Source organism: Paenarthrobacter sp. C1 (assembly GCF_049315185.1).
In the GTDB taxonomy this organism is placed as follows: domain Bacteria; phylum Actinomycetota; class Actinomycetes; order Actinomycetales; family Micrococcaceae; genus Arthrobacter; species Arthrobacter nicotinovorans.
Genome location: NZ_CP186052.1, coordinates 606,544 through 628,277, shown reverse-complemented (window position 1 = coordinate 628,277; position 21,734 = coordinate 606,544). Strand labels below are relative to the sequence as shown.

The following is a 21,734-nucleotide window of genomic DNA, read 5'->3' as shown; positions in this document are numbered from 1 at the left end:
CGGTTTCGCCTGCCGTCGTCGCGCATCTCAAGCACAGGTCCGACGTCGTCCGTCACCGTGGGCGGTACGCCCTGATCAACAGCGACCTGACACCTCAACAGGCCATGGTTTCGGACCTCTTGGCTGTGCGGGCCGCGCTGGATGCCGCAGGAATCGATTTCATCCTGGTGCGGGGCAACGACGAACGTCCGGTCATCGCCGTCGACTGGGAGTCCCGCAAGGACGTCCGGGATGCACTGGCTGCTGCCTTCAAGAATGAGCCCTTCTACGCCATGACGGTGGACGCCAGGAAGAAGACCTCCGTGCTGGTGGCCGACGGCGAACTCTCGGCCAACAGGAAGGCCCGGATCTTCCGCCTGTACCGCCCCCGCGTCGAGGTCGGCGGCGGGCTTTGGTACGGCCCCGCATTAGGCGTCCAGCTTGAGCTGTGGAGGTTCGAAGGCGACCACCTGGAACTCCCCGTGGAGAACTCACTGACGCGCCGGACCATGCTCCGGCAGGACGCCGTCCGCGGAACCGTGCAGCGGCATGGTTTGGCTTGGCCCACTATCGAGAACATGTTCGCCGACCACGCCAGTGACATCGATTTCGACGTCGACATCGTCTTTTCCTGGGTTGATGGCAGCGATCCCGAGTACATCGCACGCAGGCGCGCCCAGCAGGCCGAAGCCGTCCTTGGTGAAGGCGATGACCATGAGGCCCGATTCCGGCAGATCAACGAACTCAAGTACGCGCTGCGTTCGGTGCACATGTTTGCGCCGTGGATCCGGCGGATCTTCATTGCCACCGATTCTCCCGCCCCCGAGTGGCTGGCCGACCACCCTGCCGTGACGATCGTTCGGAGCGAGGAATTCTTCGCCGATCCTTCCGTGCTGCCCACCCACAACTCCCAGGCAGTGGAGTGCCAGCTCCACCACATCGAGGGCCTGTCCGAGCACTTCCTGTACTCGAATGACGACATGTTCTTTGGCCGGCCCGTGGGCCCGGACATGTTCTTCACGCCCGGCGGCATCACCAAGTTCATCGAAGCGGACACCCGCATCGGCCTGGGCGAGAACGACGCCGAACGCAGCGGCTTTGAGAACGCCGCCCGCGTCAACCGCAAGCTTCTCTGGGAACGGTTCGGCCGCATCACCACGCGGCACCTGGAGCACACCGCTGCCCCGTTACGGCGCAGCGTGGTGGCACAGATGGAGAAGGAATTCCCCGCCGAGTTCGCCAAGACCGCAGGCAGCCGTTTCCGCGCCGCGGACAACATCTCGGTCACCAACTCGCTGTACCACTATTACGCCCTGCTGACCGGCCGCGCCGTGACACAGACCGCCGCCAAGGTCAGGTATGTGGACACCACCATGTGGGCCGGGCTGCACTACCTGCCCAAGCTTTTGGCCAAGCGTCACATGGACTTCTTCTGCCTGAACGACGGCAGCTTCCCTGAGGTTGACTCGGAAGAACGAGCTGAGCTGGTGACCGACTTCCTGGAGAAGTACTTCCCGGTCAAGGCGCCTTGGGAGAAATAAGCGGCAAGGACGACGTCAGGGTTCCCGGGGAAGTGTGGGCCCCCACACGGGACTCGTGCGGGATGCGGATGCCGGCAGCGGCCAGCCGCCGCTGAACCTCCGCCGCGTCCACGGGTTCGCCCACGGTGACACCGCCGGACATCGGCACCACGGAGTGCACTATGGTGTGCTCGTACACGTGGATCATGTTGTAGGACTGGGCGCCGTCGCGTCCCCGTTGCCCGCCCGCGCGCACGCCCAGGTCCTGGGTGTAACACGTCGCCGAGGCGACGGACACCGGGATGCCGGCGAAGCTCGCCGTCGTGGAGTAATGCAGGTGTCCACCCAGGATGGTCCGGACGTCGGTATTACGGACGACGGCGGCCAGAGCGGCCTGGCCGCGCAGCTCCACCAGGACCGCGAGGTCCTGCACGCACGGGACCGGCGGGTGGTGCAGCGCCAGGATGGTGCCGTCCGGCGCCGGGGTCGCGAGCTCGGCTGCCAGCCAGTCCAGCTGGGCCTCGGACAGTTCACCGTAATGGTGGCCCGGGACCGTGGTGTCCAGGGTAATGATGCGGAGTCCATCGACGAAGTAGCTGCGGTCAACAGGGTCCTGCGGCTGGCTTGCTTCCGAGGCGTCCATGAAGGCGGTGCGGAAGTTGGCCCGGTTGTCATGGTTTCCCATGGCCCAGATCGCCTTGGCGCCCAGGGCGTCGCAGACCGGCTCTATCATGACGCGGAGGCGTTTGTAGGCTTCGAGCTCGCCCTTGTCCGCGAGGTCGCCGGTAAAAATGATGGCCGCGGGCTTGATCCGGGAAGCAATGATCTGTTGGCAGATCTCCTGCAACCGGGCAGAACTGTCGACTGAGCCGTGGAGCGTGCCTGGACCACCCACCAGGTGAAGATCGCTCAAGTGCAAAAGCACATGACCTGGGTGGGGGTACTCTGCCTCGATGAGCTCCATAGCTTGCCTTAGCGTTTGGTGGGAGACGGCGTCTCCCGTGTCAATCCAGTAGGGCCAATCCAACCAGACAACAAGCCAACAACTGGCTAATTTCCGGCGGAATGTTGGAAAATTACTTTCCTCCCTTCAGGTTTGGCGGCTTACGCCAACGCCTTTTCCACTGCCGTCAAAAGGTCTTCGGAGTCAGGCTCCACTGCGGATGGGAATCTCCCCACGAGTTCTCCCGCCCGGTTGATGACGAACTTTTCGAAGTTCCACTTCACCTTGACGGGCTGGCCGTCGTCGTCCCGGGTGAGCTCGGCGAAAAGGGGGTGCTGCTCCTTGCCCAGGACGTTCGCCTTGCTGGTCAGCGGGAACGTGACACCAAAGTTACGCTCGCAGAACTCCGCGATCTCCGTATCTGCACCCGGCTCCTGGCCGCCGAACTGGTTGCAGGGGACGCCGAGAATCTCCAGTCCCTGCCCGCGGTACTTGCCGTACAGTTCCTCAAGGCCCGCGTATTGACGGGTGAAGCCGCACTCCGAAGCCACATTCACCACCATTACAGCCTTGCCCTGGAACCGTCCGAAGTCACCTTCGGAGCCGTCATTGAACGTGATGGGAATGCTGTAAAGGCTGGTCATGGGATTCGCTTCCTGACGTCTTCGGCTGGCGGGATCGCCGCCATCGAGCTTACGGGAGCCGGCTGAGGGCCACGAAATGCAGGCCCTTGCGTTTTTTAGGGAGCGGGAATGACGAGCGTGGACAAAGGCACTATTACGCCGTCCGGCCGCTGGACCAGGTCCGGTGCGATCAGGATGTAACCGGGCGGGAGCGTCACAACCGGAAGCGCGGACGGGAGGACCGCCACCGGCGTCGGCGCGGGTGCCGGGGCCACAGGCGTCGGAGCGGGTGCCACGGCTTGCGTAACCGTAGGAACGATCGGTGCCACCGCAGGTGCCGGCTCCACGACCGCAGGTGCGGGTGCGGGCGGCGCGGGCGGCGCGGGCGGCGCGGGTGCGGGTGGTTCGACGACGGCGGCCGGCGGCGGTGCGACAGCTGACTGGACGGTTGGTGCCTGGACGGTTGATACCGGATCCGTCGGCGCAACCGGAGCTGTGGTGGTTTCAGGAACCGCGGGCGGGGACGTCGGAGTATCGGTGGGTGTCGGCGTGATTGTCGGTGTGGGGGTAACCGTCGGCGTCGGGGTGACCGTCGGCGTGGGAGTCGCTGTGGGTGTCGGGGTGACCGTCGGCGTCGCGGGGGCTGTCGGCGTCGCCGTCACGGACGGTGACGGTACCGGCGTCGTGGTTTGTGTCGGTGACGTCACCACGGGGCCGGGCGGGTTGACCGAGGTGACGGGCGGGACCACCACTGGTGGCGCGACGGGTTCTTCGTGTTCGCCGCCGATGACAGCGCGGTTGGTGCCGTCGGCAACGGGGACCGCCCACTGGGGCGCGGAGGCTCCCGTGCCAACTCCCGGCTGGTAGTTCACGAACGTCATGGTTTGCAGCGGATCCACCTGCTTTATGGGCAGGTACGTCCAACCGTTGGGGTTGGTGTGGAGTCCGTTCACGATTGTTTCGAAGTGGAGGTGGCATCCCGTGGACCAACCGGTGGTGCCGACCTCGGCAATGACTTCGCCGACGCGGACCGACTGGCCCTGCGTCACTCCGATGGCTTGAAGATGGTTGTAGGTGGTGACCAGGCCGTTGCCGTGTTCGATCTCCACCCGGTTGCCGCCACCCCAGATGTGCCAGCCAACCGCGCGGACCACGCCGGCGTCGGCCGCATAAACACGCGTTCCGCAAGCTGCAGCGTAGTCCTGCCCCCAGTGGAACTCACCGGCCAGCCCGGTCAGTGGGCTGTAGCGGTAACCGTAGGGGGAACTAGGATTGAGGACTTCGAGAGGGGCGTAGAGGCTGCCGGCGGGCGGACGGGAGAGTCCGGCCGAAGCCACCGTCAGCCCGGTGGAACCGTCCTTGCTTACTGTCCGGACCATCGCCCGGTCAAAGAAGACCATTGGCGTGCCGGGCGTTTGCTCGGGGGGCGCCTGTGTGGGGTCAATGATCATGGTTTCGGCTTCCGGCGGGGTCAGACTACCCAATGCCGTGGGGCCTACGACGCCCTGGGCAACTGTTCCGTCCACATTTCCTGCGGGGACGGACGTCAGGGGCTGGAAGCCGAAGGCGAAGAAGGCCAGGGCCGCAAGGCATCCGGCGATAAGAACGCGGCGGAATTTTTCAGTGTGGATCAGGTCAATCGCCCGGTCTGATTCATGATGCTTGCCCACAAAACACTCCCCAAAAGCCAGCGGCACCAAACCCCAGCCTGGCGTGCAAGCACCATTGTTGCGGGTATGACCTCAGAAATAAAGGCTTCGCGGGCGCCGTGGAGCGAAAGGTTGGATCAGTTTTTGCTCAAGACGTCTTGAGCTTCGCCGGGGGCGCTTTTGCTGTGGATACTCATGGAAACCGACAGGCTCGAAAAGCACCCCTACCGTCGAGTGAATGCGTTGCGTTAAGGGCCCCTTTACCGGCAGTTTTGCGGGCGGGCCTCACGGGCGGGCCTTCGCGCGGGCGGGTCTTCGCGCAGGCGGGTCTTCGAGAAACCCTGGAACGCAGTGAGTACTGATGCGCGGCCGGTGAGTATCGACGGCGGCCGGTGAGGACTCCCTTGGGTTCTTGCGGTGATTGCACGACTTAGCGGAGGGGGCATCGAAATGCAGGACTGGAAGACCGTGAAAATAGACACCGGCATCGACATCTACTTCTGCGACCCGCGCTCACCTTGGCAACGCGGCATCAACGAAAACACCGATGGCCTCCTGCGCCGGCACTTCCCCAACGGCACCGACCTGAGCATCCACAGCGCCGAAGACTTCGACTGGGTCGCACAGGAACTCAACGACCGACCACGCAAAAGACTAGAGTTCAGAAAACCGATCGAACTGATCGAAGGACTCCTGTTGCAATAACAGCCTGAATCCGCCGATCCCTTTGCGGGAAGCGCCACATGACTAGAGGTCTTGCTACGGTAACGGCACCATGAGCGTTTCAGAAAGACTCCAGCAATCAGCCGATCGGTTCCTTTGCGGCGACGAGTCCATGCATGCTGCACAGGCGTTGGAACGAGTTCTTATCGACGAGTATCTCGGCGACGACCGGACGGAAGAGTTGCTGTACGTTCTTTCGCTGTATTCGCCTGGAAGCAGTGTGCCTTACTCCGAGGCATCAGACGTTCGTCCTCTGGTTCTTTCAACACTGGAAAGTCTGGCCAAAAAGGGTTGATCTAAGGCGACTGTGATGGGCGCACTGTAAAGGATCCTGGCCGAACGCAGGACCCTCTTATATGCGCAGAAGCGTGTCGCGCACAGATACGTGCTCACCGACCTGCACCACTAATTCGCCGCCCAGTCCTTCCCAACGCGACCAGACGCGGAACTCAATGACGCCGCGCTCGTCGCGCACGCTGATCTTGACCGGGGTCTCTCGCTCGACAGCAAGCCGCGCTACGGCACCGTCCAGCCAGCGGACGCTCACTGATCCAGCGATCTCATCCCAGGTCAGTGTCACAGTGCATCCGTCGTTAGCCCTCGCGACCAAGGAAACTACCCCAGACTGATCAGACGGCTCGACCGCAATCCCGAGGCCACTCAGGTCTCCAAGCCTCGGAACCTCAAGCTGCGCGCTCATAAGCACATGTTGTCACACGCGCGGCAAATGACGGGGGCTCTGCTGCACGTTGAGCGATCCTTGGATCCTTCACCGGGCACTCCCACCGCAGCCCTGCAGCGGCTGGAGGGGCAACCCTGTACGGGCGCCAGCAAGCATCCGCCGCCGAAAGTGAATTGAACTGAGAGGATAGGGACCATGCGAGGAAATGTGTGGGCGTGGGCCAGCGCTCTGATTGGGGCTGCAATTGTGGTGCTGATCTTCTTTTACGGCACCGAATACGGGACCTGGATCGACGAAGCTGGCTCCCTTAGTGTTGAGCCCCCAACCTTTATCCTTCCGTTCGCCATCGGCGGACTTGGCTTTGTGCTCCTGATCGGTGGCGTCATCGCGGGATCAAAGGGAATGCCGAGCGCCGCAAGTTCCGGCCGCGAAGCTAGGCGCTAACGCTAGCGGTCACATCAGAGCAACGCGCTCCTACTGCGTCGTAGAGCGCAGAAGTACTTAGCCGATCGGCTTGCGGACGCTAGGGCCCTTTCACACGGGTAGTGAATTGGAGCTGGATGCTCTTGAGCTCGGCGCGTGGAAGCACGGCCGTCACGACGCCGCCGGTTGCTAGTTGGGCGCCGACGCCGTAGACGAACGGGTCCGTATCAACCTCCGCACCGGGCACACTGACTCCATTGATGACGATTCTGGCCTGACTGTTGACCACCCGACCGGTTATTGGGGGTGCGTGTTGGTCCCAAGGTTTGCTGCCCGGCCAAATCTCCTGCCGGTACTGATTCATCAGGATGTGGTTGACATGGTCAACCAGGAGGCATTGAACCGATGAACGCTCGGATGGAGCGCGGTGCCAGACGGTTCGCACGGCCTCCCACAGTTGCGGGTAGCGCAGTCGCTCCACCTGCTCGATCAGCCAGCGCGGCCGGGGCCATGGCGGAACTTCCTCGATCGATCTGCGTGTCTTTTCGTCGAGGTCTGCAAGGTTTACCGGGTCTGAGCGATCATCCGGGTTTCGCCAGAGAGTGTAGGTGATGCTTGCGGTCATATCGCTGTATCCACGATCATCCAAGCAATAGGTCAGCCCGACGGAGTCCGTGTCCTCCAGCGAAGGTTGGGGCGCGAGTCCAATGATCGGAATGGGCATGAGTTTGAGATTGTCGGCCCATGCGACACGGGGGTCAGGGGCGTCCTCAGGAAGAATGCCGGCCTCTCTCATGGCTCGACTATGAACCAACATAGGGCACGTGTAAACGGGCCTAAGTTTTCGAGTGTCAATGTTCCACTGAGGGAGCCCCCCCTCGGGACGCCCAGGGTTTGCCCGCGGCCGGATCAGCCCAGGTTTTCCTTGAGCAGCGCGCGGTGTTCGACGGCGGCGGTGGAGTGGAGCGCACGGCCCGCCTCAGTAAGTTCCAGGAACAGCGAGCGGCGGTCCTCTTCACAGGTCTGCCGGGACACCAAGCCTGCCTTTTCCAAGCGGTCCACCACTTTGGAGACAGCACTTTGCGTCATGGGGGTCCGCTCCCCCAGGGACTTCATGCGGCACGACGACTCTTCGCTCTCGGCCACGAGGTCAAGGATTTCGAACTCATTGAGGCCGATGTCGAATTTGGCTTCCAGGGCGCGGTCGATTGCTCCTGCGGTTCGGAAGTAGGAGCTCTGGATGTCGCGCCACTGCTCGACCAGTTCACGGTCTTCCAGCTGGCGGTCACGCGTCGTTGCCATGCCCCGATTCTAGTTCATGAACGACTTAAAATCCACGTCATAAGATTCCGCGTCATATTCCTTGTCATTGAATGACGTGTCATATAGATTGATCGCATGACCTCACCCACCACCCTCAAAACCTCTGCCGAGCCGCCCTTGGTTTCAGCTGTTCGCTGGACCCGGGCCCAATGGCTCCTGTTGATGGTCGTCTGCACCGTCCTGGCCTTGGACGGGCTGGACGTATCCATGGTCGGCGTCGCGCTTCCATCCATCGGACAAGAACTCCACCTCGGAACCGATTCGCTGCAGTGGATCGTCTCCGCCTACGTCCTTGGTTACGGCAGCCTGCTGCTCCTTGGTGGCCGCCTCGCGGACCTGTTGGGCCGCCGTCGAATCTTCCTCATCGCCTTGACGGTGTTCGCCGCAGCGTCGCTCCTTGGCGGCCTGGTGGACGACCCCGCCGTCCTGATCGCCACACGTTTCGTGAAGGGCCTCGCAGCGGCCTTCACCGCACCTACCGGATTCTCGATCATCACCACGAACTTCGCCGAAGGACGCGAGCGCAACAAGGCGCTGTCCATCTTCACAACGTTCGGAGCCAGCGGATTCTCGCTGGGACTGGTGGTCGGCGGCCTGATGACCAGCCTCAGCTGGCGCTGGACCTTCCTGGTCTCCGTCCCGATCGCCGTCGTCGTGGTCCTGCTGGGGATCAAATTCATCCCCAAGGACAAGCCGTCCGCCGAAAACAGCGGACACGACATCTGGGGTGCGGTGACGCTGGCACTGGGCATGCTCGGCCTTGTGTACACCTTGGTTTCAGCACCGGAGCAGGGCTGGGGATCTGTGGCAACAATCGCCGGGTTCGCAGTTTCTGTCGCCGTGCTGGCAGCCTTTGCAATCATTGAAAACAAGGTCAAGCATCCGCTGATCCGTTTCGGCATCCTGAAGGAAGGCTGGGTAGCAAGGGCCAACCTCAGCGCCGTGGGACTGTTCGGGTCCTACCTGAGCTTCCAGTTCATCGTCACCATGTTCCTGCAGTCCGTACTCGGCTGGACACCGTTGGGTATGGCGCTGGCCCTGCTGCCGGCCGGCCTTCTGGTGGCCACCAGCGCACCGTTTGCGGACCGGCTCATTGAAAAGTTCGGGGCCACGCAGCTGATCCTCACCGGTCTTACCGCCCTCGGCCTGGGTTACGTCCTCTTCCTCCGCGTGGGCACAACTCCGAACTACGCCCTGGACATCCTGCCCTCGGTGGTCCTGCTGGGCGTCGGCTTTGCCCTGGCCTTCCCTTCCATCAACGTCCAGGCCACAGCCGGGATCAAGGACTCCGAACAGGGACTCGCTGCGGGCCTGATCCAAACGAGCACCCAGGTTGGGGCGGCGCTGGTCCTCGCCGTCACCACCGCATTGGTCAGCGGTCACGGCCAGGCCGCGGGAACCGTCAGCGCCCAAGCCATGCTGGAACAGTACCGTCCGGGACTTATCCTGAGTGCCGCCGTCGCAATTGCCGCCCTGCTGGTGGCAGCGGCACCTTCCCGTCGTCGCGTCCGCCCCTAACCCGGAGTTTTTGTACAGCTAATGCCCTTATGAGCCCTTCATAAGGGCATTAGCTGTACAGAAACTCCCTCTGTACGGTCTGGCGAATCTGCGGTCTCATGGGATGCATGAGGAATTACCTCACTGAGTACCGCCACGAATTGCAGCGCACGTTCACCGGCACGTCGGGGACGCCGCCTGAGTGGGTGCCGCGCCTGGCGGAAGGGAACGACGCCGGATATCACCTCCCGGGCTCGGCCGTCTGGGCGGTTCACGGCCACGTCGCGACCATCGTGGCAGGCATCCGGGTCCTGCTGATGCAGGCCCTCCACCCCGGCGCGCTGGCCGGAGTGTATGAGCACTCGGGTTTCCAGAAGGACCCCTTGGGTCGCCTGGCTAACACGGTCCGGTGGATCTTCACCGTGACCTACGGATCCACCGAAGCGGCCGAGTCCGCAACCGCCGTGGTGCGCAGGATCCACGAACGCGTCCGCGGGACCTATGTGGACGGGCTCGGCGTCCAACGACCGTACGCGGCCAATGATCCCGAACTCCTCCGCTGGGTCCACGTCACCTACGCCGACTCGTTCCTCACGGCCAACCGCATTTGGGGTGCTGCCATCCCGGGCGGGGCCGACGCCTACGTCCGCGAATGGGCTGCGGCAGGCCGACTCATCGGCGTTCAAGATCCGCCGCTCACCGAAGCGCAGGTCCGTGACGAGCTGGAGGGTTGGTACGCCTCTGGCATCCTCCGGGCGGATGACCGCCTGGCAGAGACCGTCTCGTTCATTCGGCACCCTCCCCTGAGCCCGCTCCTCAAGCCCGGCTACCGCATACTGTTCGCGGCCGCCGTCGCAAGCCTTGAACCGAAGTACAGGGAACTGCTGGGGCTCCAGCGCGCCCAGCTGGGCTTCGTCCCGCTGCCGGTCATCACGGCGGCGAGGGTGGTGCTGGGCATGGTCCGGCTCGCCCTGGGATCACACGGCCCCAGCGAACAGGCGGCGCGGCAAAGACTGCAACGTCTCGGCTACGCCGCCTGACATCACCCAGGGGCGAGCTCTCACCCTTTTGGGGACTCCGCGAAATGCCGAAAGCCAACCCCTCAGCGGGACCTCACTTTGTGTGGGGTTCGCCGAGGGGTTGGCTTTCAACCTTTTACGGGCATTTATTGTGCCGAGAGCTCACCCCTCGGCGCACGAACTAGATCAGGTGATCCGACAGGTGGTTCGGGGTGCCGAAGCGGTGGGCCGTGATGGACACCGCCTGCTCGCGGAGGAACGGCAGCATCTCGATCCGTCCGGCCTGGGTCACGGCGCCGTGGTATACCGCGACGTCGGGACGGCCGCCCATCGCTGCGCTCAGCGCGGCGAAGTCGCCACCGATCAAGCGGATCCGGCCGGCGTCGAAGTTGGCCGCACGGCCCAGCCACGCGGCGTCGTCCTCGATCCGCACGTTGACGCCCAGACCGGCGAAAGCGGTCACCACAGCGTCAGGAAGTGCGACGGCGGAGCTCACCGTGAGCTTCGAGCCCGCCACTGCACCGGCTGCCACAACGCGGATCAGCTCAGCGAGCCGCTCGCCTTCGGAGAGGCGGATGGTCACGGGCAGGGACCGGTAACGGAAGACGTTGCGCTCTGCGGTCAGTGCGGAGACGTCCTTGCAGGTGCCGAACTCGGATTCCCAGGCTGCTGCGTCGCTGAAGAGTGCCTTCTGGAGGGTCTCGTGTTCCTCGGCGGTCACGTCAGCGGACTTGGCTGCAGCGAGGAGCTGGGCAGCAGCACCCTGAAGGACGGTGCCCCGCTGCCCCTTGGCCTCGGCTGGTACCCACGAGCCGAGCCCGATCAGGTAGTTCGGTCCGCCTGCCTTGGTTCCTGCACCGACGGCCGACTTCTTCCAGCCACCGAACGGCTGGCGCTGCACAATCGCACCGGTGATGCCGCGGTTGACGTACAGGTTTCCGGCCTGGATCTTGTCCAGCCAGACACCCATTTCAGCTGAGTCCAGGGAGTGCAGGCCGGCGGTGAGGCCGTATTCGATCTCGTTCTGGATGGCGATGGCTTCTTCGAGGGTTTCAGCGGTCATGACACCCAGCACAGGGCCGAAGAACTCGGTCAGGTGGAAGTAGGAGCCACGCTTGACGCCCGAACGGATGCCCGGGGACCACAAGCGGCCGGTCTCGTCGAGGCGCTCGGGCTTGATGGCCCAGGTTTCGCCGTCGCCCAGGGTGGTGAGGGCGTTCAGGAGCTTGCCGTTGGCGGGCTCGATGATCGGCCCCATCTGCGTGGTGGCGTTCTCCGGGTAGCCAACGGTCAGGGAGCGCGCGGCGTCGATCAGCTGGTTGTGGAAGCGGGCGCTCTTCGCGACCGAGCCCACCAGGATCACCAGCGAAGCGGCCGAGCACTTCTGGCCCGCGTGGCCGAACGCCGAGTACACGACATCCTTGGCTGCGAGGTCAAGATCGGCGCTCGGGGTGACGATGATGGCGTTCTTGCCGGAGGTCTCGGCGAGCAGCGGCAGGTCCTGGCGGAAGGAGCGGAACAGCTCAGCGGTTTCATAGCCACCGGTGAGGATCACGCGGTCAACGCTCGGGTGCGAGACCAGCTGGGTGCCCAGTTCACGCTCTTCGAGCTGCACCAGCGCCAGAACGTCACGCGGCACACCGGCTTCCCACAGGGCATCCACCATGACCGAACCGGACCGGCGGGCCTGCTTTGCAGGCTTGATCACGACGGCGGAACCTGAGGCGAGCGCTGCGAGCGTCGAGCCTGCGGGGATCGCCACCGGGAAGTTCCACGGTGGTGTCACCACGGTGAGGTTCGCTGGGACGAATGTGGCGCCGTCGACCGTTTCCAGGTCCTTGGCGCGCTCGGCGTAGTAGTGCGCGAAGTCGATTGCTTCGCTGACCTCGGGGTCGCCCTGGTCGATGGTCTTGCCAGTTTCGGAAGCCATGACCTCCAGGAGTTCGGCGCGTCGGGCCTCAAGGACTTCACCGGCGCGGTGCAGGATGGCTGCCCGCTCGGCGGCGGGACGGGCGCCCCAGGCCTTCCCGGCGTCAACGGCGGAGGCAATGATCTGGTCCAGCTGGGCGGCGTCGGAAACCTTGGTGGATTCGACGATCTTGTTCCCGGCCGTGGATCCCGGGATGCGCTTGAGGATGTCGCGGCCCCAGGCACGGTTTGCCGGGAGTGCCGGGTCGGTGTCAGGGGTGTTGCGGAAGCCCTCGGTGGGGGCGGGTTCGGCCGGAAGGCGGCGGTCCTGCTGGCGGTTGGGCCCCGGAACTTCACTCTTCATGTTGGCCAGTGAGCTCAGGAAGCGCTGCTGCTCGCGCTTGAAGAGACTCTCATTTTCACTGAGTTCGAAGACCGCGGACATGAAGTTTTCCTGGCTCGCACCCTCTTCGAGGCGGCGGATCAGGTAGGCGATGGCGACGTCGAACTCGCCCGGGTGGACCACCGGTGTGTAGAGCAGAAGGCTGCCGACATCCTTGCGGACCGCGGTGGCCTGGCCTGTTGCCATGCCCAGGAGCATTTCAAACTCGATGCCCTCGGTAACCCCGCGCTGCTTGGCCAGGAGCCAGGCGAAGGCAACATCGAAGAGGTTGTGACCGGCGACGCCGATGCGGACGGCGTCAACGCGCTCCGGGGTGAGGGCGTAGTTGATGACGTTCTTGTAGCTGGTGTCCGAGTCCTGCTTGGTGCCCCAGGTAGCCAGCGGCCAGTCGTGCAGCGAGGCTTCGACCTGCTCCATGGGGAGGTTGGCACCCTTGACGACGCGGACCTTGATGGGTGCGCCACCTTCGGCGCGACGGGCGGAGGCCCACTCCTGCAGTTCCTGCATGGCACCAAGTGCGTCAGGCAGGTAGGCCTGGAGGACAATGCCGGCTTCCAGGTTCTTGAACTCCGGCATGTCCAGGATGCGCTTGAACACCGCGATGGTCATGCTGAGGTCCTTGTATTCCTCCATGTCCAGGTTGATGAACTTGGGCTTGGGGAAGGACGCTGCGAGGCGGTAGAGCGGGGTGAGCTTCTCAACAACGTGGTCGACGGCTTCGTCGAAGGCCCACGGGGAGTGCGGAGCAACTGTGGAGGATTCCTTGATGGAGACGTAGTCAACGTCTTCGCGGGCCAGCAGCTTCAGGGTGCCTTCCAAACGACGCTGGGCTTCGTGCTCGCCCAGGACGGCTTCGCCGAGGAGGTTCACGTTCAGGTGCACGCCGTCCTGGCGGATCTTGGCGATGGCCGGACCGAGCTTGGCGTCGGTGGCGTCAACGATCAAGTGGCCCACCATCTCGCGGAGCACGCGGCGGGCGATCGGGATGACAATCTGCGGCAGGATCGGGGCCATGACGCCACCCACCCGGACAGCGCTGCGCATGTACCAGGGAAGGAACTTGGGAACCTTCGGGGCGAGCTCGGCGAGTTTACGGCCGGCGACCGACAGATCCTCGGGGCGGATGACGCCGTCGACGAATCCAACCGTGAAGTCAAGGCCGTTCGGATCCTTCAGGACGCCGGCGAGGCGCTGGGCGGAGACGTCCACGGGGATCTTGCCGGCTTCAGTCAACCAGTGGCGGACCAAAGCAATGGCTTCCTGGGCCAGAGCATCGAACTGCCCCGATTCCTCGGTGCGCGGGGCGGTGGCATCCGGGAGGGTGCTGGTCATGGGGGCTCCTTCTGAGACGGAGAAGTTTGTTTGTTTCCATCAGTATGGATCTACAATCTCATTAGGAAAAGCGATCTTTTCTGACGAATATTGATTACCCATCCCGAACCTTTGGAGGCCGCCTTGCTGGATGTCCGCAGGCTGCGTTTGCTGCACGAGCTGAAGATCCGCGGGACCCTGGCCGAGGTCGCCGACGCGATGCAATACAGCCCTTCATCGGTATCCCAGCAATTGACGCTATTGGAGAAGGAAGCCGGGGTGGAACTGCTGCGCAAGGCGGGCCGCCGGGTCCAGTTGACGCCCCAGGCCGAGATCCTCGTGGCACACACCGCGGCGCTGCTGGAGACCCTGGAACGGGCGGAAACCGAGCTCGCTGCATCCCTGTCCATGGTGACCGGGACCGTGCGCCTGGCCGTGTTCCAGTCCGCAGCACTGGCGCTGCTGCCCGATTTCCTCAGCATTATGCGCCGGGAGTACCCGGAAGTGCGCGTGGAAATGACCCAGCGCGAGCCCGAGACCGCCCTCTACGAAACCTGGGCCCGCGACTTCGATCTGGTGGTAGCCGAGCAGTACCCCGGCCATGCCGCGCCGCACCACAGCGGACTGGACCGGGTCACGCTGACCAGCGATGCCATCCGGCTGGCCACTCCCCCGGTCGGGCTGGGCGGCGAAACAGTTGCGGCCCTGGCCGACACGGCCTCGATGCCGTGGGTCATGGAACCCCGTGGTGCCGCTTCAAGGCACTGGGCCGAGCAAGCGTGCCGCTCCGCAGGCTTCGAACCGGACGTGCGCTACGAAACGGCCGACCTCCAGGCGCAGATCCGGCTCATCGAGTCCGGAAATGCCGTGGCCCTCATGCCGGACCTCGTCTGGACCGGGCGAAGCAGGACGGTCCAGCTCCTGGATCTCCCTGGCCTGCCGAAACGGACCGTGTTCACCTCAACCAGGACAGCCGGCAGAATCCACCCGGCCACCGCAGCGTGCCGCGAGGTACTGGAACGCGTGGCGGCAACCCAACAGCAGGACGCCGAACAACAGGCGGACGCAGGCTAGCCAGGCTCAGCCGCCGCGTCCATGGAACGCAAAAGGCCCCGGTCCACTGGACCGGGGCCAAACGCGGAGAATGGGGGATTTGAACCCCCGAGGGCGTTAACCCAACACGCGTTCCAGGCGTGCGCCATAGGCCGCTAGGCGAATTCTCCTTGCTTCCGATTCGAAAGCAGATACTACTGTACCTGAGAATTTCGGCATCGTGTAATCGGGCCGAATCGCCCCTTTTGCCCAGCCAGGGGAGCACACCGCTTAACGGAAAAATGGACGCCCCCAACGCGCCCATTCTTGCGGCACAACCGTTGAGCTACCGGGTCCGGCCCCTCGCCCCCAGGCCCCGCAGCTCACAACCTTGAGATTGCCCCAATCGGTGTACATACCCATGGTCCGCTGCCACCCCTTCTTTTGCAATGGTTGAGACCGCTTTGTAGCCTAATTTGCTGACAAGATGTCCCCATGACGCAGCTTCATGCCTTGGTGGTCTACGTGCCCGAGTCGCATCTCGAAGAGGTCCTGCTGGCCATCGGCGACGCCGGCGCGGGACGGATAGGCGACTACTCCCACTGTTTCTACACGTCCCCGGGCACAGGCCGGTTCACTCCCCAGCCCGGCGCGCAGCCCTTCGTGGGAGCGGTCGGCATCGAGGAGCAGGTGCCCGAAACCCGGGTTGAGTGCGTGGTTGAGGAGGCAGCGCTCGACGGCGTGGTGCTGGCCCTGCGGGCGGCGCACCCTTACGAGGAACCGGCGTTCATGACGTGGCCGGTGAACGGCTGGCGGTGACCCAACCACCCGCCGTCGAGCGTTATCCACAGCCTTCCGCACCGATTCGAACCCCGAACCAAGTTCGGGTAAGCTTATCGACGGCCCCTCATGTGGCGTCATCCTGTTGAACTCCCCCAGGACCGGAAGGTAGCAAGGGTAGATGGGCTCTGGCGGGTGCATGAGGGGTCACTTACTTTAACTGTCAGTCCCTATAGGTAGGTTTCACTTGTGACTGTTACAACTGCCCTGTATCGAAGGTATCGCCCGGACTCTTTCGCGGACGTTATCGGGCAGGAACACGTCACAGAGCCCCTGATGACGGCACTCCGGAAGAACCGCGTGAACCACGCCTACCTCTTCTCCGGTCCGCGCGGCTGTGGCAAGACCACCTCCGCGCGCATCCTGGCACGCTGCCTGAACTGCGCCGAAGGCCCCACTGACACACCTTGCGGCAAGTGCCCCAGCTGCATCGAACTTGCCCGCGGCGGTTCGGGCTCCCTGGACGTCATCGAGATCGACGCCGCCAGCCACGGTGGCGTCGACGATGCCCGCGATCTCCGTGAGCGCGCCACCTTCGCCCCGGTCCGGGACCGCTACAAGATTTTCATCATCGACGAGGCCCACATGGTCACGTCTGCCGGCTTCAACGCTCTGCTGAAGATCGTGGAGGAGCCGCCGGAACACATCAAGTTCATCTTCGCCACCACGGAGCCGGACAAGGTCATCGGCACCATCCGCTCCCGCACGCACCACTACCCCTTCCGGTTGGTGCCACCCGAGCCGCTGATGCACTACCTTGAGCTGCTCTGCCAGCAGGAGAACGTTCCTGTTGCCCCCGGCGTGCTCTCACTCGTTATCCGCGCTGGCGGGGGTTCTGTCCGGGACACCCTTTCGGTGCTCGATCAGCTCATGGCCGGCGCCGGCCCTAACGGCCTGGACTACGAGCTCGCCGTGGCGCTGCTCGGCTACACCCACGCTTCGTTGCTGGATGACATCGTCGACGCCGTTGCTGCCGCCGACGCCGCCACCGTTTTCCGCGCCGTGGACCGCGTCATCCAGACCGGCCACGACCCCCGGCGCTTCGTCGAGGACCTGCTGGAGCGCTTCCGCGACCTCATCATCGTGCAGGCGATGCCCGAAAGCGCCCAGGCCATCCTTCGAGGAATGCCCGCCGATCAGATCGCCCGCATGCGCAACCAGGCAACCAACCTGGGCGCGGCTGAGCTGTCCCGGGCCGCGGACGTCACCAACACCGCGCTCACGGAGATGACGGGCGCAACCTCGCCCCGGCTCCACCTTGAGCTGCTGTGTGCGCGCATCCTGCTCCCCAGCGCTGAACAAACCGAGCGTGGTATCGCCGCGCGCATCGATCGCGTGGAACGTCGCCTGAACTACGCGGGCGACGGCGGAACACCGGCTGTTGCTGCCGGCGCGCCTACAGCTGCGGCTGCTTCGGCTGTTCCGCCGGCGGCCGCGCCCGTTACACAGTCGGCCCCGGCCCCCACGGCTTCTCCCACACCTGCAACTGAGCCCGCAGCAGTGGAGCAGGTCCCTGCGGCTTCAGTCCCTGCCGTTCCCGAACCATCCACCGCAGCTGGTCCGCGCGATGCCATCTCAGCACCGCGGGTGTCCACCAACGATTGGCCCGTCGAGGAACGTGCGGCTTCCGGTCGCGCAGCCCAGGCTCCGCCGGCCCCGGCTGCTCCGAGTGCTGCGGCTGCTCCGACCCCGGTGCAACCCCCGCAGCCTGAGCCTGTCCAGGCATCTGCTTCCGCAGCGCCGCAGACACAGCCATCACATGCAACGCCCCCGGCAGCGCCGTCACAACCAGCGCCGTCACAACCAGCGCCGTCACAACCAGCGCCGTCTCAGGCGATGCCCTCTCAGGCAGTGCCGCAGGCACAACCTTCCCCGGCCGCATCTCAGGCACCTGCGTCAGCGCCGCAACCTGCGGCTGCCCCGGCTCCGAGTGCTGGAGGCAGCGGGGACGTCGAGGCCCTTCGCCGGGCATGGCCGGATGTGCTCCAAACGCTGACCAAGATCAAGCGCAGCACGTGGGCCCTCGTTGAGCCCAACGCCCAAGTTGCCCAGTTCGACGGCCAGGTGCTGACCCTCGCGTTCACCACCGGCGGCCTTGCTGGTGCCTTTGGACGCGCAGACCACTCCGAGAACCTACGCCAGGCAATCCACAAGACCATCGGCATCGACTGCCAGATCGTCGCAGTGGCCGGCGGCAACAGTTCAGCGAGCTCTGAGCCAAACCCAAAAGCGCCTACTAGCCGGGAGAGTCCGGCTGCTTCAACGCCAACGGCTGCCCCGGCACCGGCTCCGGTGTCTTCGGTCGACTCGGCGTGGGGCCTCGCTCCAGCCACCCCTGCCTCGGCGACCGTTCCATCGGCCGGCCCTCACGCGGGCACAGCTGCGTCCTCGGCGCCATCCCGTGCAGCTGATGTGGCTCCTGCAGAGCAGCCCCAGCCACCGGCGACCCCCGTCCCGGCAGCAGCATCAGTTCCTGCCACTGCGGCGCCGGCTCAGGCAACCAGCCCGACTCCGGCTTCTGCTCCCGCTCCAGCTACAACACCGACACCGACACGACCACCGGCCCCCGCTCAGGCTGCGCCTGTGCCTGTGCCTGCCGTCGTCGAGACCGCTCCCTCCTCCGCCGGAGAGTACTCCTACCCTGACGACGACTGGGGTCCGCCCCTGGACGAGGACGCCCCTCCACTGGAGGAAGAGCCGCCGGCTGATTGGGAGCCACCGTACGGCCATCAGGGAGAACCCCGGAGCTACCCACAAGCAGCCTCCGCCTCCTCTGCCGCCCCAACACCTGCACCAGCGCCAGCACCAGCAAGCGCGCCCACACGCACAGCCGCGCCTCAAGCCACCCCGGCACACGCCTCCTCGGATGACCCGTGGTCCCGCGCGGTGGAACAAGCTCCGGGCACGTGGGTGGTCGGCACGGAATCCAACGTCGGCAAAAACCCGCAGGCAGCAGAAGAAACCGTCGCTCCAGCAGCGGACACCCCGGACTATGAGCCGGCCGCGGCACAGGTCCCGGAGCCGGCCCCGGCCGCATCGTACGGTCACCCAACCAACGCCGAAGAGAACCCAAGCTCCAGCTGGGACGTCGCACCGGCGTCGAACTGGCCTGGAACTCAGGCGCCCAGCGCGGCCGTTTCGGGTGCACCGGCCGCCGGCAGCATCCCCACGTGGCCGTCGTTGGCGATCCAACCTGAGGAAGCACGCGGTTCCGTCGCCACGCTCGAGGACGACGCGCCGTCGGGCAATCCGAACGGACGCCAGAGCCTGTACCAACGGCTCACTAACAGCCCCGAAGCCCAGGCAGGACGTGTGCAGGCGCCTGTGCGGACACAGGCAGCGCCGGCCGCCGCGCCGGAGGACATCCCCAGTCCCGAGGACGAAACCATCGAAGAGTCGAGGGTCTTTGGGCGGGCTGCGGTGGAGCGTATTCTGGGCGGAAAGCTGATCGAAGAGCGCGCCTTGGACGGTTCTCCCCTGCAAACCCGCTGATCCCGGCATTGATTTCAAACAAACGAGGACATTGTGTACGAAGGTGCAGTTCAAGAGCTGATTGACGAGCTCGGCCGGCTTCCCGGCGTGGGCCCCAAGTCAGCGCAGCGCCTGGCGTTCCACATCCTGGAGGCCGACCCCGAGGACATGAAACGCCTGGTCACGGCTATCACCACGGTCAAGGAACGCGTGAAGTTCTGCTCCGTCTGCTTCAACGTCACCGAGCAGGAAACATGCAACATCTGCCGTGATCCCCGTCGGGATCCTTCGGTGATCTGTGTGGTCGAAGAGTCCAAGGATGTGCTGGCTGTGGAACGGACCCGTTCCTTCCGCGGCCGGTACCACGTGCTGGGCGGCGCCATCAATCCCATTGCAGGCATCGGCCCCGAGCAGCTGCGCATCCGCGAGCTCCTGACGCGGCTCAACGACGGCGCCATCCAGGAAATCATCATCGCCACGGACCCCAACCTGGAAGGTGAGGCCACGGCCACCTACCTGGCCCGCATGCTCAAATCCATCGGGATCACGGTGACGCGGCTGGCGTCCGGCTTGCCCGTCGGCGGAGACCTTGAGTATGCCGATGAGGTCACGCTGGGACGCGCCTTCGAAGGCCGACGCAACGCCCTGTTGTAATCTCGCAACCACAACATCAATCGTGATTGGGGTCCCGTGCGAGAACTTGTCTACTACGTTGCCGTCAGCCTGGACGGCTACATTGCCGGTCCGGGAGGCGAGTTCGACGCTTTTCCCGTGGAGGGCGATCATATGGCCGCCCAGAATGAACGCTTTGCCGATGCCATCCCCACGGTCATTGCCGATGCCATGGGCATCGAGCGCACCGGAACCATGTTCGACACCGTAGTGATGGGTTGGAACACGTACGCCGTCGGACTGCCGGTAGGCATGACAAGCCCGTACCAACACCTCCGCCAAGTGGTGTTCTCACGGACAAAATCCGAGGCTGACATCCCGGGCGAACATCCCAACCTGACGTTGACCTCCGAGGACCCCGTAGAGGTGGTGCGACGGTTGAAGTCGGAGCCTGGCCGGTCGATCTGGCTCTGTGGTGGCGGAGAGCTGGCCACACAGCTGGCCGATGAAATTGACAGGCTTGTGCTCAAACGCAGCCCGCTGCTCTTTGGCGACGGGATTCCGCTCTTTGCACCCGGCACCTACCAGCCACGTGCTTTCGACGAGGCAGGCACCACGGCATTCGACTCGGGCGTCGTGATCTCCGAATACGTGCGGCGGAAGATCTAGCCGGAAACCGAATCAGTCGTCATCCGTCGGGAGGCCAGCCAGCGGCCTGCAGCAAGCACCACCGCGGCGAGCAGGCCCTGCAGGAACAACCCCGTGAGAGCCACCGGCACCGCGGGTGCCAGTCCGTCGCTGGAGACCCCGCCGAGACACGGGACTTCCCTCGCAGGCCCGTCAGCCGCGAACTGGAGCCCGGACAAAACCCAGGCTACGTCGTTGTCCGGCGGAACAAACTCCGCCCCGACGCTGGCTAGCAACAAGGCCGGGTGCGACGCCGCCAACCACGCCACCCTGTCCGTGTGTGCAACTTCCACCTGGTGCAAGCTGCCAACACACTCATAGGCAGTGATTCTCCCGGCGTCGTCGCGCTCCACGTTCACGGGGACTGAAGCGCTGGCAAGTTCCGTGGTTCCGGGCAGCAGGAGAACGGTGAGGGCAACGTTTCCTGCGCAGAAAAAGGCCGCCAGCACGGAGGCCAGGGCGACGCCCGGGACGGTAGCTGCGAAGCAAGCACGCGAACCGGCCCCCATGAGCTCGAACACAGCCACTTCAAGGACCACCACGACGACGGCGGCACCGGCCAGCGCGAGAGGCCCGCCGCTGCTGATGCCCAGCATGAGCAAAAACGGCAACGCCACCACAGCCAGAGCCAGCCCCCGCAGAGCCCCTGCCAGAAGCATCACCAGGACGCTTTCATGGACGTGCCGGAATCCCCAGACGACACCGAGCACGGCTGCCGGGAAACCAAGGAATACCGCCATGATCACGAAGGTGGCCGCGGGCATCGCGTTCTCGATCCAACCATTCCGCAGAGCCCAGGCGACCAGTCCTGCAGCCGTTCCTGCGGCGAGGGCCACCCCTGAACAGCACGAGAGCCAAAACAGCCACGATGAAAAGGACTTCCGGGCATCCCGCCAGGCAATTCCGACAGCGTTCTTGAAGGCTGCGTTCTTGTAGCCGGCGTCGCGTGGTGGATTGGAACCATGGCCGGACTGCCCGGTACGGGGCTGGTCATCAACCAACCCACCCCCGATGACCTCATACTCGGGCTCATTCCAGCCGTCATCGCGGCCTGGATGGTCAGGGACGCCGGCCATTGCCACACGCAAT

Annotated in this window: 18 protein-coding genes, 1 tRNA gene, 1 other RNA gene and 1 pseudogene; 12 read left to right on the top strand and 9 right to left on the bottom strand. The window is 64.5% G+C overall.

The features are described 5' to 3' along the window. The first annotated feature begins 104 nt into the window (after nt 1-104). Entirely contained in the window at nt 105-1,520 is a 1,416-nt protein-coding gene (locus tag ACNAOU_RS03125; protein WP_018778079.1) for a stealth family protein, read from the top strand. On the opposite strand, the gene ACNAOU_RS03120 is transcribed toward ACNAOU_RS03125, so the two are convergent. From ACNAOU_RS03120 to ACNAOU_RS03110, 3 genes are all read right to left on the bottom strand, one after another. Further along, nucleotides 1,498-2,463, bottom strand: coding sequence for a phosphodiesterase (locus tag ACNAOU_RS03120; RefSeq protein ID WP_018778080.1), 966 nt, complete (start codon nt 2,461-2,463; stop codon nt 1,498-1,500). The genes ACNAOU_RS03125 and ACNAOU_RS03120 overlap by 23 nt on opposite strands. 140 nt (nt 2,464-2,603) lie before the next feature. Beyond that, complete coding sequence (locus ACNAOU_RS03115; protein ID WP_422757985.1) at nt 2,604-3,086, bottom strand: glutathione peroxidase; 483 nt, start codon at nt 3,084-3,086, stop codon at nt 2,604-2,606. 95 nt (nt 3,087-3,181) lie between these two features. Next, nucleotides 3,182-4,735 carry a M23 family metallopeptidase gene (locus ACNAOU_RS03110; protein ID WP_422757984.1) on the bottom strand — a complete coding sequence of 518 codons (1,554 nt, stop codon included), beginning with the start codon at nt 4,733-4,735 and terminating at the stop codon, nt 3,182-3,184. A gap of 420 nt (nt 4,736-5,155) precedes the next feature. Between ACNAOU_RS03110 and ACNAOU_RS03105 the strand changes: the two are divergent. Both ACNAOU_RS03105 and ACNAOU_RS03100 read left to right on the top strand, forming a co-directional pair. Further along, a pseudogene (locus tag ACNAOU_RS03105) lies at nt 5,156-5,419 on the top strand (IS30 family transposase); the annotation flags it as partial. A gap of 70 nt (nt 5,420-5,489) precedes the next feature. Next, complete coding sequence (locus ACNAOU_RS03100; RefSeq protein WP_144027634.1) at nt 5,490-5,732, top strand: hypothetical protein; 243 nt, start codon at nt 5,490-5,492, stop codon at nt 5,730-5,732. Between the two features lie 57 nt (nt 5,733-5,789). On the opposite strand, the gene ACNAOU_RS03095 is transcribed toward ACNAOU_RS03100, so the two are convergent. Further along, a complete protein-coding gene (locus ACNAOU_RS03095) occupies nt 5,790-6,017 on the bottom strand; it encodes a hypothetical protein (RefSeq protein ID WP_055977018.1) in 228 nt (75 codons plus the stop codon). 297 nt (nt 6,018-6,314) lie between these two features. On the opposite strand from ACNAOU_RS03095, the gene ACNAOU_RS03090 reads away from it, so the two are divergent. Next, nucleotides 6,315-6,563, top strand: coding sequence for a hypothetical protein (locus ACNAOU_RS03090; protein WP_156369833.1), 249 nt, complete (start codon nt 6,315-6,317; stop codon nt 6,561-6,563). A 79-nt stretch (nt 6,564-6,642) separates the two neighbouring features. On the opposite strand, the gene ACNAOU_RS03085 is transcribed toward ACNAOU_RS03090, so the two are convergent. Together ACNAOU_RS03085 and ACNAOU_RS03080 are read right to left on the bottom strand one after the other, a co-directional pair. Then, nucleotides 6,643-7,338 (bottom strand): hypothetical protein, encoded by a 696-nt coding sequence (locus ACNAOU_RS03085; protein WP_055977024.1) that lies wholly within the window; start codon nt 7,336-7,338, stop codon nt 6,643-6,645. Nucleotides 7,339-7,451: 113 nt separating this feature from the next. Next, nucleotides 7,452-7,844, bottom strand: coding sequence for a MarR family winged helix-turn-helix transcriptional regulator (locus ACNAOU_RS03080; protein WP_018778087.1), 393 nt, complete (start codon nt 7,842-7,844; stop codon nt 7,452-7,454). Nucleotides 7,845-7,940: 96 nt separating this feature from the next. On the opposite strand from ACNAOU_RS03080, the gene ACNAOU_RS03075 reads away from it, so the two are divergent. Both ACNAOU_RS03075 and ACNAOU_RS03070 read left to right on the top strand, forming a co-directional pair. Continuing rightward, nucleotides 7,941-9,383 (top strand): MFS transporter, encoded by a 1,443-nt coding sequence (locus tag ACNAOU_RS03075; RefSeq protein WP_039239599.1) that lies wholly within the window; start codon nt 7,941-7,943, stop codon nt 9,381-9,383. A gap of 98 nt (nt 9,384-9,481) precedes the next feature. Beyond that, on the top strand, nt 9,482-10,402 hold the full coding sequence (locus ACNAOU_RS03070) for an oxygenase MpaB family protein (protein WP_064722852.1): 921 nt from the start codon (nt 9,482-9,484) through the stop codon (nt 10,400-10,402). Nucleotides 10,403-10,562: 160 nt separating this feature from the next. Here ACNAOU_RS03070 and ACNAOU_RS03065 read toward each other — a convergent pair whose 3' ends face one another. Then, a complete protein-coding gene (locus tag ACNAOU_RS03065; RefSeq protein ID WP_422757982.1) occupies nt 10,563-14,024 on the bottom strand; it encodes a proline dehydrogenase family protein in 3,462 nt (1,153 codons plus the stop codon). Nucleotides 14,025-14,147: 123 nt separating this feature from the next. Here ACNAOU_RS03065 and ACNAOU_RS03060 point away from each other — a divergent pair, with 123 nt between their 5' ends. After that, complete coding sequence (locus ACNAOU_RS03060) at nt 14,148-15,077, top strand: LysR family transcriptional regulator (RefSeq protein ID WP_422758656.1); 930 nt, start codon at nt 14,148-14,150, stop codon at nt 15,075-15,077. A gap of 64 nt (nt 15,078-15,141) precedes the next feature. Here the strand turns inward: ACNAOU_RS03060 and ACNAOU_RS03055 are convergent. After that, a tRNA-Ser gene (locus ACNAOU_RS03055) sits at nt 15,142-15,226 on the bottom strand. Between the two features lie 304 nt (nt 15,227-15,530). Between ACNAOU_RS03055 and ACNAOU_RS03050 the strand changes: the two genes are divergently transcribed. The 5 genes from ACNAOU_RS03050 to ACNAOU_RS03030 all read left to right on the top strand — a co-directional run bounded on the left by ACNAOU_RS03050 (nt 15,531) and on the right by ACNAOU_RS03030 (nt 20,627). Beyond that, nucleotides 15,531-15,854, top strand: coding sequence for a hypothetical protein (locus ACNAOU_RS03050; protein ID WP_039239596.1), 324 nt, complete (start codon nt 15,531-15,533; stop codon nt 15,852-15,854). Nucleotides 15,855-15,933: 79 nt separating this feature from the next. Next, nucleotides 15,934-16,030, top strand: an RNA gene (gene ffs, locus ACNAOU_RS03045) — signal recognition particle sRNA small type. Between the two features lie 34 nt (nt 16,031-16,064). Further along, entirely contained in the window at nt 16,065-19,367 is a 3,303-nt protein-coding gene (locus ACNAOU_RS03040) for a DNA polymerase III subunit gamma and tau (protein WP_422757981.1), read from the top strand. Nucleotides 19,368-19,400: 33 nt separating this feature from the next. Beyond that, on the top strand, nt 19,401-20,000 hold the full coding sequence (gene recR, locus ACNAOU_RS03035) for a recombination mediator RecR (protein ID WP_018778094.1): 600 nt from the start codon (nt 19,401-19,403) through the stop codon (nt 19,998-20,000). A 36-nt stretch (nt 20,001-20,036) separates the two neighbouring features. Next, a complete protein-coding gene (locus ACNAOU_RS03030) occupies nt 20,037-20,627 on the top strand; it encodes a dihydrofolate reductase family protein (protein ID WP_110504907.1) in 591 nt (196 codons plus the stop codon). Here the strand turns inward: ACNAOU_RS03030 and ACNAOU_RS03025 are convergent. Beyond that, nucleotides 20,624-21,721 carry a hypothetical protein gene (locus tag ACNAOU_RS03025; protein ID WP_422757980.1) on the bottom strand — a complete coding sequence of 366 codons (1,098 nt, stop codon included), beginning with the start codon at nt 21,719-21,721 and terminating at the stop codon, nt 20,624-20,626. The two genes, ACNAOU_RS03030 and ACNAOU_RS03025, sit on opposite strands and share 4 nt — an antisense overlap. Between the last annotated feature and the right edge of the window lie 13 nt (nt 21,722-21,734).